The 16,074-nt window shown below is 64.9% G+C and carries 7 protein-coding genes; 6 read left to right on the top strand and 1 reads right to left on the bottom strand.

Translation table 11 applies throughout. The annotated features are described in order from the left end of the window. Window positions 1-171: 171 nt before the first annotated feature. The 4 genes from BMI86_RS09415 (at window position 172) to BMI86_RS09400 (ending at window position 12,092) form a co-directional block, all read left to right on the top strand. Entirely contained in the window at window positions 172-7,014 is a 6,843-nt protein-coding gene (locus tag BMI86_RS09415; protein WP_078540974.1) for a peroxidase family protein, read from the top strand. A 73-nt stretch (window positions 7,015-7,087) separates the two neighbouring features. After that, window positions 7,088-8,860 carry a type I secretion system permease/ATPase gene (locus BMI86_RS09410; protein WP_078540972.1) on the top strand — a complete coding sequence of 591 codons (1,773 nt, stop codon included), beginning with the start codon at window positions 7,088-7,090 and terminating at the stop codon, window positions 8,858-8,860. Between the two features lie 3 nt (window positions 8,861-8,863). Continuing rightward, a complete protein-coding gene (locus tag BMI86_RS09405; RefSeq protein WP_078540970.1) occupies window positions 8,864-10,762 on the top strand; it encodes a cadherin-like domain-containing protein in 1,899 nt (632 codons plus the stop codon). A 37-nt stretch (window positions 10,763-10,799) separates the two neighbouring features. After that, on the top strand, window positions 10,800-12,092 hold the full coding sequence (locus BMI86_RS09400) for an HlyD family type I secretion periplasmic adaptor subunit (protein ID WP_078540968.1): 1,293 nt from the start codon (window positions 10,800-10,802) through the stop codon (window positions 12,090-12,092). A gap of 46 nt (window positions 12,093-12,138) precedes the next feature. On the opposite strand, the gene BMI86_RS09395 is transcribed toward BMI86_RS09400, so the two are convergent. After that, window positions 12,139-14,622: a penicillin acylase family protein gene (locus tag BMI86_RS09395; protein ID WP_078540966.1), complete on the bottom strand. Its 2,484-nt coding sequence runs from the start codon at window positions 14,620-14,622 to the stop codon at window positions 12,139-12,141. A gap of 48 nt (window positions 14,623-14,670) precedes the next feature. On the opposite strand from BMI86_RS09395, the gene BMI86_RS09390 reads away from it, so the two are divergent. Then, window positions 14,671-15,645: an NAD(P)-dependent oxidoreductase gene (locus BMI86_RS09390; protein WP_281480110.1), complete on the top strand. Its 975-nt coding sequence runs from the start codon at window positions 14,671-14,673 to the stop codon at window positions 15,643-15,645. A 72-nt stretch (window positions 15,646-15,717) separates the two neighbouring features. Beyond that, entirely contained in the window at window positions 15,718-16,074 is a 357-nt protein-coding gene (locus tag BMI86_RS09385) for a YigZ family protein (RefSeq protein ID WP_078540962.1), read from the top strand.

Below are 16,074 nucleotides of genomic sequence, written 5' to 3'. Positions count from 1 at the left end.
TTTGCTGGCCTGATGGAAGGCAGGAAAAAGCGCCGTGCTTGTGGGGGGTGACGGCGCGAGACGTGACACAGGGGTAAGTGCCGTCTCGTACAGCCTCCTAATGAGCCAAGCACCGGCGATGGGTGTGACACGGGACCGCGATGCGGCCCGATTTGGTCTTAGGGGGCTGACATGACGATCAAACTGGCCGGAGCCGATCTCGACTATCTGCTGCAACAGGCAAATATCCTGAACGATTATTCGCGACTGACGAGCGCGCTCGACCCGAACGGGGTGCGCGAAGTGTCGGGCTATAACAACAACCTCGCGGGCGGCTATACCGTCGGTGCGGATGGCACCATCGTCTGGACCGGCGGCAATGTGCATCCCGATTGGGGGCAGGCCGATACCGAGTTCCTGCGCATGTTCACCACCAATCACCCGACCGAGCCGGAATACGGCACCTCTTATGCGACCGTGCAGAAGATGTGGGTGACGCTGGTGCTGCCCGACAGCGAGGGCCGTCTTCCCGACGATCCCGATTATGTCGCGACCTCCAAGCAGGTGCTGGTCGACAACCCGATGTCGATGTCGCCCTCGATGTTCGTGGCGGATGGGGTAGGGAACATGCCCGGCGATCCCGATTACACGCCCACTGTCGACGCGATGTCGATGATGGTGGCGATGTCGGATGCGCAGGCGGAATACCAGTTCGGCACCGATGGCTCGACGCTCGACATTCTCAACAGCTCGGTCGTGGTGGATTCCACCCCGCGCCTGATCTCGCAGCTGATCACCAGCTCGAATGTCGACATGACCGATCCGAACTACAACCCGGCCGCCGTGGCCGCGATGAACAATCTGGGCGGCTCGGCCGTGGACGTGTCGAACTCCGTCGTGGGCGACATCACCACCGCCTTCATGCCGAACCCCGGCATCCTCGGGGGTGTCACCTATAACGAATGGTTCGTGGCCTTCGGTCAGTTCTTCGATCACGGGCTGGACTTCATCCAGAAGACCGGCGGCGTGGTGATGATCCCGCTGAGCCCGAACGATCCGCTCTACATTGATCCGATGTATGCGCCGAACCCGGATTACGTGGATGCGGCGACCACGCCGAACGTTCCCGAGATGATCGCGACGAACCCGGCCTACATCCCCGGCGTCTCGAACATGATGATGTTGAGCCGCGCGAAACTGTCGAACCCCGATACGGATTTCGACGATCAAGGCAACCTGCTGCCGGGTGTCACGCCGCTCTACAACAACAATACCGGCCTGATGATCGACCAGAGCCAGACCTACGGCTCGCATGAGGCGGTCAACGTGCTGCTGCGCCAATACGATGCCAATGGCGTCCTCACCGGCAAGCTGATCACCGGGGCCGAGGACGGGATCGTCCATCGTCCGGATGCGAATGGCAATCTGGTGGAACTCGACGTCTCGACGGGGGCGGCAGTCGCACCCGATGGCACGGAGGTCACGGGCAAGGACGAATTGGCGACCTGGGCCGACATGAAGGTCAATGCGGCTCGGATCGGGATCGAACTGGTCGACACGGATGTGCTCGATTGCCCGTGGATCAACGCAGATGCGATCGGCCGGATGAACTTCACGCCGCAGAGCGATTTCCTGTTCCGCTCGGATCAGAGCATCGCCGATCTCGAAGCGATCGCTTCCACGACCGGGATCGAGATCGGGGGCATGACCTACACCTCCTTCGCCGCTGTGGCGGCTGCGGGCTATGACCCCTTCGTGCGCTGGACCCTGCAGGACGCGATGGAGGGCAAATGCGCCGCGGCCGATATCGGCGAGGTGCGCAACACCAATCAGGCGATCCTTCTCGATATCGCGCATGGCGCCGCGCCGGGCGCGGATTTCCAGGGCAATGAGCTCGACCCGGCCTCGGACCCGAATGCGGGCGCCTTCACATACGATGACGCGCTTCTGGCCCGTCACAAGGTCTCTGGCGATGGCCGTGTGAACGAGAACATCACGCTGACCTCGGTGCACCACGTCTTCCACGAGGAGCACAACATTCAGGCCCGCAACGTCATGATGTCGGCGGTCCGCGATGCGATCGAAAGCGGCGATATCGACGGGCTGAACGGCACGGATGCGGCGCATGAGGGCTGGCTGGCGGTGGATATCGACCAGGCGACCTTCGACAGCTGGGCCGGGACCGACCTGACGGACGACGCGGCAGTGCAGGCCATCGTCGACAGCCTCACCTGGGATGGCGAGCGCGTCTATCAGGCCGCGCGCATCATCACGGAGAGCGAATACAACCATATCGCGGTCGACCAATACATGGGCACGCTCTACCCGGCATTGCCGGAATTCGTGTCCTACTCGGCCGATATCAACCTCAACATCAGCCTCGAATTCGCGCAGGCCGTGTTCCGTCTGGGCCATTCGCAGCTGCGCGAGACCGTCCAGATCGCGGTGACCGACGAGGCGGGCGTCAATCCGGGCGAGCCGGGCTACGTGCCGACCTATGTCGAGAAGGGCCTCTTCGACGTCTTCCTCAATCCCGATCAATATGACGTCTATGGCGCGTCTGGGATCGCGGCGGGTCTGCTGACCCAGCAGGGCAACGAGATGGACGAATTCGTCACTGCCGCGCTGCAACAGTCGCTGGTGGGCGTGCCGCTCGATCTGCCCGCGCTGAATATCGCGCGCGGTCGCGATGTCGGGCTGCCGACGTTGAACGAGCTGCGTATGGAAGTCTTCGACGGGCTGACCCAGAACACCTCGAACAATACCAACGGCTCGGGCATCGCGCCCTATCACAGCTGGGAAGATTTCGGGGCGCATCTGCGCACGCCGGAATCGCTGGTGAACTTCATCGCCGCTTACGGGCGGGACGAAGACGGCACGTTCGGGCTGCAGGCCGCGCGCGACGCCTATCAAGCGGGCACGGGCGAGCTTTATGAGATCCGCGCGGCGGCGCAGGCGATTCTCGATGCCGCAGCCGATGCGTCCGATCCGCTGCATGACGAAGCGCTGATGTTCATGCGCGGCTCGGGAGAGCCGACCTACACGCCGGGTGTGGGCTGGTCGCTCTCGGGCGGGCAGGGCGATCAGGGCTTCTGGGATATCGACCTCTGGGTCGGCGGTCTGGCCGAACAGGCGATGTTCGACGGCCCGCTGGGCACCACCTTCAGCTTCATCATGCTGGACTTCACGCAGCGCCTGCAGGATGGCGACCGCTTCTATTACCTTTACCGGATGCCGGTCGGCCACCATCTGGGCGATCAGATCATCGGCGAGCAATTCGCCCATCTGATCATGCGCACCACCGGGCTGGAGCATATCCCGGACGCGTTCGCGACGCCCTCGGCCACCTATGTGCTCGACGGGACGACCTCGAGCGGCGACTACCACGACAATGCGCGCGACGGTCTGTTGGGGGTCGATGACGCCTATGACGACAACGATTACTTCAACGCGACGCTGGAGCGGCTGCCCGATGAGGTGCGCGATGTCGCGCTCGCAAATGGTGGCTTCGAGGCGCAGGATCTCGTCGCGGCGGGAGCCCCGACCAATGCGCGCGGCACCTATCTCAATGGGGTGATCGAGGGCTGGACCCTCAACGGCACCGGCGGCACCTGGGCGCCCACCGAAGCTGCGGTGCCCTTCCTGCCCGAAGGCACGCAGGTCGCCCAGCTTGGCCGCAATGCGTCGATGACGGCCGACACTGCCACGGAGCTCGTCGAGGGAAATGTCTACACCCTGACGCTCAAAGTGGGCGACAAGATCGGCTATGTCGCGACCGGCGGCACGGTCAAACTGGTGGCCTCGGACGGCACCGTGTTGGCCAGCGCCGTTTTCGCGCCGCCGCTCGATGACGACGACGTCACGACGGACGACGCCTGGAACATGGTGACCCTGAGCACCGATGCCGTGCCCGCCGATCTCGCGGGTCTGGGCCTGAGCATCGTGGTCGAAACCGACGGCACCGGCCAATACACGCTCTTCGACAATGTCCAACTGACCGAGAGCATCCCCGGCGGTCCGGCCAATGACGGCCATATCACGGTGATCGGCCTCTCCGGCGACGACTTCATCGTCGGGGCTTTGGGCGATGACGTGCTCTATGGCGACGAGGGCAATGACCGCATCGAAGGTGCGCAGGGCAACGACCATATCTATGGCGGCGACGGCGACGACTACATCACCGATTACGAGAATGACGACTTCATCCTCGGCGGGAACGGCAATGACACGATCTTTGCGGGCCCGGGTGTGCTGGATACCTCGCACGGCAACGCGGGCGATGACGAGGTCCATGGCGGCGACGGCATCGACGAGGTCTTCGGCGACGATGGCGATGACCGGCTCTATGGCGAGGGCGACACCGACCTGATGATGGGCGGTGACGGCAACGACTACATGGATGGCGGCGACAGCGTCGACGAGATGTTCGGCGGCAACGGCGCGGACTGGATGGTCGGCGGCGTGGGCGACGACAACATCAACGGCGGCTCGGGCAACGACCTGCTCGAAGGGGGCCTCGGCCCGACCGCGAACGATGGCGACCGTCTCAATGGCGACAGCCCCGCGCAGCTCAACCCGGTGATCGAGTTCAACGGAGACGGCACCGAGGGCGACATGGATATCGGCTCCTACGAGGACGCCTATATCAACGTGGTCGCGAACCTGCAGACTTCGAACAACGCAGGCACCGGCTCGGTCCTGATGGACCAGTATGCCTTCCTCGAAGGGCTTGTCGGTTCGCAATACAATGACGATCTGACCGGCGCGGATGAGAATGGCATCGGCTCGAACGGGATGAACAACTATCTCGTGGGCGGCGGCGGAGACGACCGTCTGACCGGCCTCGGCGATGGCGGCGACGAGACTACGGGGCAGGCCGATTTCATCTTCGGCGACAGCGTGATCGTGGACTCGAACCTCTACTGGATCGGCGACAACCGTCACGATCAGTCGGTGACCGTGACCGGCTTCATCGAGGATTGGTACGGCACCGGCGACACCCGCGTTCAGTTCTCGGACGGCTCGCTGGGCCATATCCTCGGCGATACCGGGACGGAGGGCACCGACACCGCGCTCTATACCGGCAACCGCGACGACTACCGGATCGAGCTGATCTCGATGAACGGCCAGCAGGCGGTGAAGATCACCGATCTGCGCAGCGGCACCGACAATCAGGGCAACCCGGTCGCGACCGATGGCGTGGATATCCTCGTCGGCGTCGAATGGGCCGAGTTCGCGAATGGCGAGACGATTTCGCTCAATCCCGATCCAATGTCGGACATCATGTGGAACGCGACCGGCAGCAGTGGCGGCGGCACCATCGCCCGGCTGAGCGCGGATGTGCCCTTCGGCGGTCAGGCGACCTACGAGTTGCTTTCCGGCTCGCCGGAGGTGCGGCTTGGCGGCTTCAATGACGATCAGGTGCGCATTCAGGGCGGGCTTGGCGACAATGAGGCGCTCACCGCCACGATCCGCGCCACCGACGCGTCGGGCACGCAGGTCACCGAGACCTTCGATATCGTCACCGGCGATGCGACGGACGAGGTGATCAACCTGACCGGCGCGACGAATGACACCACGATCTACGGTCGCGAAGGCAATGACACGATTACCGGCGGGGATGGCAACGACACCATCATCTGGAACGTGACCAATCTGCGTCGCAACCAGCCGGAACGGCCCGACGGGCGTGATTTCGTGGATGGTGGAGCCAATGGCACCGCGGGGGACCGCTTCGTCGTCACCGGCAACAACACCCGCGAGAACTTCGTGATCTACACTGTCGCGGCTGCGATGGCGGCCAATATCACGGTGCAGAACGCGGCCGCCGAAATCGTCATCACCCGCGATGGCGAGGTGATCGCCGAGCTTGCCAATATCGAGGAGATCACGATCAACACGCTCGACGTGACCGCCGATAACGGCAATGGCGGGCTCGACGGTGGCAATACGGGCGGGTGGCGCGGCGACAATGTCGAAATCGTCGGCGACTTCACCGGCACCAGCCTGAACTACTCGACAATCACGGTGAACGGCGATGATGGCGACGATGTCGTGGACATCTCGCAACTCGAATCCGATCACCGCATCGTCTTCCACGGTGGCGGCGGCGACAACGTTCTGGTCGGCGGAACGCGGTCGCAGGACGTGCTTGTCGATGCACGCCACGGCGCGCGTCCGGACAATACGAACCCGGACGGCTCGGATAGCGGCAGTGGTAGCGATGACGGCTCCGACAGCGCGATGCCCGACGGGCTGGTGCTGGTCGGCGACGACACCGCCGAGACCTTCATCGGCATGGAGGGCAATGACGTCATCTTCGCAGGCAGCGGCGCGGACAATGCGCTCGGCAACGAAGGCGACGACATGATCTTCGGTGACGGCGGCGCGGATCGTCTCTTCGGCGGCGAGGGCGACGACGTGATCGAGGCTGGCAAAGGCCGCGACATGGTCTTTGCCGATGAAGGCGACGACACCGTGATCGCGACCGAAGACGACGGGGCCGACAGCTACTGGGGCGGGGAGGGCTCGGATACGCTCGACTACGCCGCGATCCAGGCCTCGGTCGAGGTCGATCTGGGCCACGGCACGAACGGCCACGGTCAGGTGATGATCGGCGAGACTGCGGATCAGATCTACAGCTTCGAGAATGTCATCACCGGCAGCGGCGACGACACGATCATCGCCAACAGCGCGGTCAACGTGATGGATGGCGGGGGCGGTCACGACACTTTCGTGTTCACCTCGGCGGCCGATGCCGATGGCGACCGGATCAACGGTTTCGCACCGGGCGACAAGATCGACCTGAGCGGGATCGACGCCGATCAGGGCGCGGCCGGTTCGCAATCCTTCGTCCTGTTCGCGGCGGGCGATTTTAGCGCCGCGGGCGAGCTGCGGGTCTCCTACGAGATGCGCGACGACGGCGAGCACACGATTGTCGCGGGCAATGTCGACGACGATCTGGATGCCGATTTCGAGATCGACATCGCGGGCCGTCACATGCTCGACGCCTCTGATTTCAACGGGGTGAATTAAGGGGGTAGCGCCCGGCGGAGGGGTCCGCCGGGCGTGATTTTTCAAAGTCTCAAGATCTTGGTGGGAGGATCACATGAGCAATGCACGTCGCCGTTTCCAAGCCAGCGAAGAGCTCGTTTCCGAACGTCTCGGCCGCTATCGCGGGCTGATCGTCTTTCTTCTTGGCCTGTCCTTCGTGATCAGCCTTCTGGCGCTGACAGGCTCGTTCTACATGCTGCAGATCTACGACCGGGCGCTGACCAGCGGCTCTGTGCCGACGCTGCTGGCGCTCTCGGTTCTCGCCATCGCGCTCTACCTGTTTCAGGGGCTGTTCGATGTGCTGCGCAACCAGATCCTCGTGCGCGTCGGCGCACGGATCGACAACCGCCTCGCGCCGCTCACGCATCGCGTCGCGATCGAGATGCCGCGTTTCGGCTATTCGACCTCCGAGGCTCTGGAGCGGGGCCGCGACGTCGACACGATCCGCAGCTTCGTCTCGGGGGCCGGGGCCATTGCGCTGCTCGACCTGCCTTGGATGCCGCTGTTTCTCGGCTTCGTCTATCTGCTGCACCCGCTGCTGGGGCTGATGACCATCGGCGGGGCCTGCATTCTGATTACGCTGACCGTCATCACCGAGATGATGTCGCGCCGCTCGGGTCGGGAGCTGCAGAAGGCCTCCATCGCGCGTGCGATGATCGCCGACACCAACACGCGTAACGCCGATGTGCTGCACGCGATGGGCTTCGGTCGTCGCGCGGTCGAGCGGTTCGACACCGCCAATGCCGAGCATCTGCGCCTGCATGCGCGCACCAGCGACATCACCGGCACGCTCAGCGGGCTATCGAAAGTCACCCGGATGATGCTGCAATCGGCGCTTCTGGGGCTTGGCGCTTACCTGACCATCGTGGGCGAGTTGTCGCCCGGCGCGATTATCGCCTGTTCGGTGGCCGCGTCGCGCGCACTCGCCCCGGTGGAAATGGCGATCGGCAACTGGAAAGGGTTCGTGGCGGCGCGGCGCAGCCATGCGCGGCTGCGCGACACGCTCGCGACGCTCGAGGATGATGACACCATGGTCGCCTTGCCCGCGCCGACTGAGAGCTTCACCGTCGAGGGAATGACGGTCGTCGCGCCGGGCTCCGGTGCGGTGCTGCTGGGCGATGTCAGCTTCGATCTGAAATCGGGCGATGCGCTCGGTCTGATCGGGCCGTCGGGCTCGGGCAAGACCACGCTCGCCAAGGGGATCGTCGGCATCTGGCCACTGCTGCGGGGCCATGTCCGTTTCGACGGGGCCGCGCTTGATCAATGGCGGGTGGACCTTCTGGGCGATCATATCGGCTACTTGCCGCAGGAGGTTTCGCTGATGGAGGGCACGGTCGCCGAGAATATCGCGCGCTTTGCCCCCGATGCGACGGATGCGGATGTCGTGGCGGCGGCGAAGGCTGCAGGCGCGCATCAGACGATCATCCATCTGCCCGACGGCTACCAGACGCAGCTTGGTCCCTTCGGCACCTCGCTGTCGGCGGGCCAGCGTCAGCGCGTCGGACTTGCGCGCGCGCTTTATGGAGCGCCTTTCCTCGTGGTGCTGGACGAGCCGAACTCAAACCTCGACGCCGATGGCGAAGCGGCGCTCAGCGCGGCCATCGCGTCGGTCCGGGCGCGTGGCGGCATCGTCGTGGTGATCGCGCACCGCCCCAAGGCGCTGGAATCCGTCAATCTTGTGGGCTTCGTCCAGGGCGGCAAGCTGGTGGCCTTCGGTCCGAAAGACGAGATCGTCAACCGATCCGTCGGGCTCAAACCGCTGCCCAAGGGCAAACGCCCCGCAGCAGCGGCGGAGCTGGGGGACAGCATCGAACAGGCGGTGGGCTGAGCCATGGACCAGGACAAGCTCAAGCTCGGTATCCCGGATGACGAAGCGGCCCTCGCGCCGATACAGAAATACCGTGCGCCCGAGGGGCGCTCGGTCTGGCCCGGCCGCGTGGCGGTGGGGCTGGTAGCTCTTGCCTGGGCGGCGCTCGCGCGCAAGCTCTTCGGCACGGATGCGGCGCAGGCGGAAGGTGTTCAGGACGGCCCGGCCCACCCCCCGGCAGATCCCGACGCCCCCGCCGGCCCGCAGACGCCGAACGCGCATCACATCCCCGAAATGGGGTCGAGCGCGGCACTGGCGCAAGAGGAGGAGCAACCCGATCCCTTGCCCGACAACGTGATCCTGTTCCCGGGCGCAAATCCGGCACCTTTCGCGCTCTCTCCGCAACGCTGGCGCGCCAAGCACAAGGCGACGGTGGATGCACAGGACGATACGCTTTTCTTCCCCGAGGCGATCGAGGTGAAGGAGTTCGATTTTCCGAAAGTTCCGGTCTTCTCCTCGACCCGTGCCGCGGCGCGCAAGGCGCGCGAGAGCGGGGACCGCGCGCCTGATGAGCCGCGTCCGCCCGGGCCGACGCCCGAAGCCCCGCGCAACCGCGCGCCGGAGACGAATGGCCCGGTGCGCCTCTCACCCGGTCGGCGTGACGAGAGCTTCTTCGTCGTGGCGGCGGTGCTCTTGAGCGGGGCGAGCGATCCCGACGGCGACCCGCTCTCGATCCTGTCGATGCAAGCCCAAGGGGGCGAGGTGATCGCCCATGGCGAGGGCGAATGGCTCATCAAACCCGATCAGGGGTTCGAGGGCGAATTGATCATCACCTACGATCTCAGCGATGGCGAGCTGGCAATCGGCCAGACCGCGACGGCACTGATCCTGCCGCCGGACTATCATGACGTGATCGGCACCGCCGAGGCCGATCTGCTGACCGGCACGCCCGACTGCGACGCGATCCGGGGCGAGGGGGGCGACGATATCCTCTATGGCCGCGAAGGCGACGACATGCTCGACGGCGGCGATGGCTGCGACGTGCTGATCGGCGGCGCGGGCGCGGATGTCATCTATGGCGGTGCCGGCAATGACACGGTCTTTGCAGGTGCGGGCGACGATATCGTCTTCGGCGAGGCGGGCGCGGATGCGCTGCATGGCGAAGACGGCAACGACTATCTCGACGGCGGCATGGGCGCGGACAGTCTCGATGGCGGATCGGGCAACGACACGCTGATGGGCGGCGAAGGCTGCGATCTGCTCGACGGTGGCGCAGGCGAAGACTTCGTCTCCGGTGGCGCGGGCGAGGACCGCATCGTCGTCGTGGAAATTTCGGAAAGCGCGGGCGACAGCTACGATGGCGGCGGAGGCTCGGACACGCTCGATCTCAGCCGCATCGCGGAGTCCGTTACCGTAGATCTGTCTGGCGGAATGATGACGAGCGCTGCGGGCGAGGCATCTCTCGTCAGCATCGAGAACGTCACCACCGGCGCAGGCGACGACCAACTGGTCGCAAGCGATGCCTGCAACCTCTTCGCCGGTGGCGCGGGCGAGGATGTCTTCGTCTTCACCTCGCTCGCATCTATCCAGAACGCGGGCCAAGGCCATGACCGCATCACCGATTTCGAACCCGGTGACCGGATCGACCTCTCGCAGATCGACCCGATGGGCGAAGGCTATGGCGAGATGCGCCTGTTCTTTGCTGGCGCCACCGGCGAGGTCCCGGAGGCGCGCGGCGGCGTTTTCGTGGCCTACGAGATCGAAGACGGAGACAACGCTCATGAATTCACCGTCGTGAAAGCGAAGCTGAGCGCGCAGCACGAGGATGGCAGCATCGAGGATTACGATTTCGAGATCGAACTCGACGGCCATCTCACGCTCGAAGAAACCAATTTCCTGTTTGATTGCGACGTGCCCGCCTGACGGGCTGCGCGCGAATTTTTGGTGGGGGGAACCGAAAATGACCAAGACTGACAACGATCCGGCCCTGTTCTCGATCCGCGCGCGCATTCTGTTCGCGACGGCGTTTCTGGGCGCGCTGATCCTCGTCTTCGGGGGCTGGGCAGCGCAGGCGAAACTTTCCGGCGCGGTGATCGCGCAGGGGCAGGTTGCGGTGAAATCGCAACTGAAGGTCGTGCAGCACCCGGATGGCGGCGTGATCCGCGATATCCGCGTGGAAAACGGCGATCTGGTGCAGGCGGGCGACGTGGTGGTGCTGCTGGACGATACGCAGCTGCGCTCGGAACTGGGGATCGTTGAGACCCAGATTCGCGAATTCACCGGCCGCCGCGCGCGGCTGATCGCGGTGCGCGACAGCGCGGCCGAGATCGTGTTCCCGGACGGATTCGAGACCGCCGAGGAGACGGCTGCGATTGCCGATGGCGAACGCCAGCTTCTGGCCCATGACCGCGCGATGCAGGATTTGCGTCGCGACCAGCTTTTGTCTCAGGTCGACCAGTTCGACGAAGAGATCCGTGCCCTCGAAGCGCAGCGCCAGTCGAACGAGATCGAACGCCGTCTGCGCGGTGAGGATCACGAGAGGCTGCAAAAGCTGCTGAAGAAGGGCCTGACCGAGAAAGGCGCGATCACCGAGGTGGAGCGCGACATGGCGCGGCTCGACGGGGTCTCGGGTGAGATCGAGGCCAATATCGCGCGGGTGAAGGGCCAGATCAGCGAGTCGAACCTGCGCATCCTCGAGCTGGACCATCAGGCCCGCACCGCTGCGCAAAAGGAGCTGCGCGACATCGACGCGCAAATGGCCGAACTGCACGAACGCGCCGTGGCCGCGCGCGACCGGCTCTCGCGCACCGAGATTCGCGCGCCGATCGCGGGCGTGGTGAACGAACTGGGCGTGCACACGTTGAACGGTGTGATCGCGCCCGGAGAGCGGGTGATGGCAATCGTGCCCGATGGCGAGTTGATCGTGGAGGCGCGGCTGCGCACCACCGATATCGATCAGGTCATGCCGGGCCAATCGGTGCGGCTGCGCTTCACCGCCTTCAACCAACGCACGACGCCGGAAGTGGCGGGCGAGGTGCGTGTGGTCGCAGCCTCGGCGACGAAGGACGAAAGCGGGGGGAGCTATTACCTCTGCGCCGTCGCGCTGACCGAGGCGCCGGTGCTGCCCGACGGGCGGGGCCTGCGTCCGGGGATGCCGGTGGAGGTGTTCTTCCAGACCGGAGAGCGCACCGCGATCTCCTATCTACTCAAGCCGGTCGCCGACCAAGTGCAGCGTACGATGCGCGAGGACTGAGGGGCAGACGGGGCGGGCGAGTGTCCGCCCCGCGTTTCAATTCAGTTCAATTGCCCGGCTTCGACCCGCCTTTCGGCACCAGATGGGTGATCCCCGCCGCCGCCGCACGCGCCAGCGCCGGATCGAGCGACATCGGGATATATTCGCCCGAGCGCCACAGTTCCGACAGGTCGTCGTAGTGGCGGCTCAGCGGATGGCCCGACTGCCCGGTCGAGATGATGAAGACCGAACTGTCGGGATCCGCGAAATCGAGCACTTCGCGATAGCCCGCCGCATGGACATTGGCGAATCGATCAGAGCCGTCGCCGCCCTTGGTGCGCCCGCGCATCAGGGTGAAATCGCCGCCCGAGGTCGACTGCCGGATGTTCACGAACCATTTCAGCCCCGGCACCTTGCCCAGGACCTGATTGTCCTGCTCGGCGATATGCGCATCGCCCCAGCGCCAGCTCTCGATATTCGGCCCGTATTTCTTCGACAGATCCAAGAGCGCCGCATCGAGCGACTGCCGCGCGATATCGCTGCAGGTCTCTTTCGGCGCGGACTGGATGATGTCGCACCAGTGGCTCGCGCCTTGGGTGTCGCGGAAGACACGCTCGATGAACAGGGGCTCCAGATGGTCGAATTTCTTCGCCAGCGGGCCCAGCTCGTCGCGGATCAGCCGGTTTTGCAATTCGCGCATCCAGGCGGCGTAGATCAGCGGCTCGGGGAGATGCTCTGACATCTCGCCATCCCAGCTCGCCAACATCTCCAACGCACGCTGGCGCATCCGCTCGGGCGTGCCGGCGGGCGCAGGATCGCCGGTATACCACAGGTTCGCGCCCACCAGCGGCAGCAGACCGCGCGCGGCAGGCGACACCGTGTCGAGCTGCGCCGAGATGAAGCTGTCGCGCGAATGCACCTCACGCTCGCCCATCAGTTTCGACAGGCGCTGAATACGCTGCGTGTCGCCCCAGTGGAACGAGACGTTATAGGGGAAGGGTCGGTCCACCGTCTTGTTATTGGTGTTCACGACGATGCCGCTTTTCGGCTCGACGAATTGCGGGTTGTCCTTGAAGGGCAGGAAGCCTTTCCAGCGGTTCTCGGGCTTCCAGCCCGCGTTCGGCATCCGGCCCTCCGTGTCATTCGCCCGGTCGCGCAGCGGGATTTTCCCGGCCGTGACCAGCGCCACCCCGTCCTTGTCGGCCAGCGTGATGTTCTGCGCGGGTGCGACGATTTTCTTCGCCGCATCCATCGCCTGCGGGATCGAATGCGCCCGCATCAGGTCCATCGCGCCGGTCATCGTCGTGTCCTTCGGATCGAAGGCGGTCCAGCTGAGCGACATCACCGAATGCGGCGGCGTGACCGTCGCCAGATCGAAATGGCTGCCGGGCAGCACCGGGCCGTTATCGGTCCAGCGTAGGGTCAGCGTGACCGGCTTGGCGTCCTTCACCTCGACGATCACGCGCTTGGTCTTGAAACGCTTCCAGCCGTCGGGCGTGCGGTATTTCGTCGGATCGTCGGGATCGATTTCCTCGATATGCAGGTCCTGATCGTCGACATAGGCCGTGGTCAGCCCCCAACCCAGATCCTTGTTGCGGCCCGACAGCACCAGCGGCATCCCCGGGATCGTGCCGCCGATCACGCCGCCCGATTGCAGTTGCAGCCGCGCCAGATACCAGATCGAGGGCGCCGTCAGACCCAGATGCGGATCGTTGGCCAGAAGCGCGCCCCCCGCAGCCGAGCGGTCAGGCCCCGCAGCCCATGCGTTTGACGCACCGGCAGAGCCACGTGCGGGGAAGGGAGAGAACGCCCCCGGCGCCCCGTTCTCCGCCGTCTGAATGCCCTTTTGCATGGTCGGGAACAGGCTCGCGTAATCGGGCAGGGCAGCGGTCGCCTGTTGCGGATCGTCGGGCATGATGTCGCGCACGAGGTCTTTGCCGACGAGCGACACACGGGCGCGCAGCACCTCGTCTTGCAGCTGGTTCGACAGCTGCACCGCCATCAGCTTCATGATCGCGAGCGAATCCGCGGGCGTCCAATAGGAGATCTTGCTGTCGAAGAGGAAGAATTCCGGCGCGCCGCGCCCCATTGCGCCCTCGTTGACGATCTCGATCCACTGGTTGACGCCACGCGCATAGGCCTCGAGCGCGGCCTTGGTGTAATCGTCCTGCGCGGACACCGAGTCGACCGCCGCCTGATACAGGCCCATCCGGCGCATCAGCTCGTCGGTTTTCAGCGTCTCCTGCCCGAACACTTCCGACAGCCGCCCCTGCACCGTGCGGCGCATCAGCGTCATCTGCCAGAGCCGGTCCTGCGCATGGGCGAGCCCCAGTGCGAAGAACGCATCCGGGTCGTCCTTGCCGAAGATATGCGGCACGTCCTCGGTGGAGCGTACGATCTCCACCGGGGCGGTAAGCCCGGTGACCTTATAGGTCGCGTCGTAATCGGGAAGCGAGCGCGAGGCGAAGAAATAGATCAGCCCCCCGACGAGCACCACACCCACGATCGCGGCCATGATCAGCCGAACGCCCCATCGAAATGCCTTATACATCGAGCCCTCTGCGCGCCTCACCCGAAATCCCGCCTCCCGGCGCATGAGTTGACGCGCCCGGTTGGCGCGTTAGTAGTTGAGCCCGACGCTACAATCAACGCGCTCGCGCTACACGGGGCGCGGTTTCGTATTCACGCAAGGGAGAGGTCGATGGCGAAAGTTGCATTTCTGGGGCTTGGGGTGATGGGCTATCCGATGGCGGGGCATCTCGCATCGGCGGGCCACGAGGTCACGGTCTATAACCGCACGGCCGCCAAGGCCGAGAAATGGGTCTCACAGCATGGCGGCACGGCCGAAGCGACGCCGCGCGAAGCCGCGAAAGGAGCGGATTTCGTGATGTCCTGTGTCGGCAATGACGACGATCTGCGCGAGGTCTGCCTCGGCAAGGATGGCGCGTTCAAGGGCATGAAAACCGGCGCGGTCTTCGTCGATCACACCACGGTTTCGGCAGCCGTCACCCGCGAACTGGCGGGCGAGGCGGCGGGCCATGGCGTGGCCTTCATCGACGCGCCGATCTCGGGCGGGCAGGCCGGGGCCGAAAACGGTCAGCTGTCGGTCATGTGCGGCGGCGACGCGGCGGCTTATGACAAGGCCGAGCCGGTGATCGACGCCTATGCCAAGATCTGCCGCCGACTGGGCGAAAGCGGCGCCGGGCAGGTCACCAAGATGTGCAACCAGATCGCGATTGCGGGTCTGGTGCAGGGCCTCGCCGAGAGCCTGAACTTCGCCGAGAAGGCCGACCTCGATATCGCCGCCGTGGTCGAGGTGATCTCGCAAGGTGCCGCCGGCTCGTGGCAGATGGCGAACCGCTACGAGACCATGGCGAAGGACGAATTCGAGTTCGGCTTCGCGGTGGACTGGATGCGCAAGGATCTGGGGATCTGCCTCAAGACCGGCGACGAGATCGGAGCCTCGCTGCCCGTCACCGCGCTGGTCGATCAGTTTTACAAGGATGTGCAGGCGATGGGCGGCAACCGCTGGGACACCTCCTCGCTGATCGCGCGCCTGCGCAAACTAGGCTGAACGGGCAGGGCGGCGGGCCTCGGTCTGCCGCCCACCCTTGCCGCTTGGGCGCTTGGCCCCTAAACCTGCGCCATGCGCATCCTCGAGAACATCATCAGCGACCGCGGCTCGAAATACGCGGTCTCGGGCGGCCCTTGCGCCTCGGAAGAGGAGGCCAAGGCCTCCGTCAAGGAACTGTGTCGGAAGAAGAAATACGCCAAGGCCACGCATAACACCTGGGCGCTTCTGACGGCGGAGGCCCCGGTGAAGAACGACGATGGCGAGGCAGGCGCGGGCATGGTGATCCTGCGGATGCTCGAACGCGAAGAGCTTTACGACCATATCATCGTCGTCACCCGCTGGTTCGGCGGCAAGCATCTGGGCGGCGTCCGCTTCCGCCATGTGCAGGAAGCGGTGCGGATCTACCTCGAAGACCTGCGCGCGGGCTGA

Origin of the sequence: Thioclava sp. DLFJ5-1 (assembly GCF_002020115.1) — a bacterium.
Lineage (GTDB): Bacteria > Pseudomonadota > Alphaproteobacteria > Rhodobacterales > Rhodobacteraceae > Thioclava > Thioclava sediminum.
Note: the sequence above shows the minus strand (reverse complement) of the source record. Positions and strands in the feature narration are given on the sequence as shown.